Annotated in this window: 1 protein-coding gene; it reads right to left on the bottom strand. The window is 62.0% G+C overall.

Going from position 1 to position 1,309, the window contains the following annotated elements; all coding sequences use genetic code 11:
* The coding region (locus PY650_RS36450) for an efflux RND transporter permease subunit (RefSeq protein ID WP_285884945.1) at positions 1–1,309 on the bottom strand (1,309 nt) is incomplete at both ends.

Genomic DNA, 1,309 nt, shown 5'->3' with positions numbered 1-1,309 from the left:
CGCGGCGGCCGCCGTCAGCATGATCGGCCGCATGCGGTGCTCGGTCGCCTCCACCACCGCCTTCCATGCCGACATCCCCTCTGCACGCAGTTCCTCGATCTGGACGATCAGGATCACCGAGTTGCGGATGAGAATACCGACGAGGGCGAGCACGCCGAGGAGCGCGACGAAACCGAGCGGGGCTTTGCTGACGAGCAGCGCCACGACGACGCCGATGAGCGCCAGCGGAGCCACCGAGAAGACCAGGAACAGCCGGTGGAAACTCTGAAGCTGGATCATCAGTAGCGTCGCCATGACGAGGAACATGGCGGGCGCTACCTTGGCAATCGGGCCCTGCGACTTGGCGCTTTCCTCAACCGCGCCGGCGACCTGAACGGAATATCCCGGCGGCAGCGTCTTTTCAAACGCAGCAACCCTGCCCGAAAGATCCTTCACAATCGTGGCCGGCTGAGTGGCATCGCGGATGCCCGCCTTGATCGTGATGGTCGGAACCCTATCGCGCCGCCAGATCGTCGGCTGCTCGAGCTCGTAGTGGAAGGTTGCGACCGACGACAGCGGAACGGACTGGCCGTTGCCGCTTTGCAGCTGCAGGTCGAGTAGGGTATCGATCGAGCGGCGCTCGCGTTCCGCGGCACGGCCGACGACATCGACGAGGTAGATGTCGTCTCGGACCTGCGTTATGGCTTCACCCTGCACGACAGTGTTGAGCGCCATCGCAATGTCCTGCGATGAGACGCCGAGCTGTCGCGCCATGTCCTGAAGCACATTGATCTTCACGACGCGCGCTGGTTCGTTCCAGTCGAAAGCAAGATTTTTCAGAGCAGGATGCGTACCGACGATTGACGCCAGTTTCTGCGCCAGGTCACGCACCGTCTGGAGATCCTCCCCGGAAACGCGATACTGGATCGGCTTGCCGACGGGGGGTCCGACTTCCAGAAGCTTCACATAGGCGTCGGTGCCGGGGAACGTCTTCTGAAGGTAAGCCTCCACTTGTTCCTTCAGCTTGTCACGCACGTCGAGCCCTTTGGGGACGATGACGGTCTGGCCGAAGGCGGCATCAGCCGGCTGCACATCGAAGGAAAGGATGAAGCGCGGCGCGCCGCTTCCGACATAGGTCGACCAGTGGTCGACGGCGGAATTGCCGGTCAGCATCTCATGCTCGAACTGGGCCATCTGACGGCTCGTTTCGGCGATCGAGCTGTTCTGGGGCAGGTTCCAGTCGACAATCAGTTCCGGACGGTCGGAGCTCGGAAAAAACTGCTGTTGAACCATCGACAAGCCGACGATTGATCCAGCGAAGAGGAGGACT

Origin of the sequence: Martinezella calliandrae, from assembly GCF_030272695.1 — a bacterium.
In the GTDB taxonomy this organism is placed as follows: domain Bacteria; phylum Pseudomonadota; class Alphaproteobacteria; order Rhizobiales; family Rhizobiaceae; genus Rhizobium; species Rhizobium calliandrae.
Note: the sequence above shows the minus strand (reverse complement) of the source record. Positions and strands in the feature narration are given on the sequence as shown.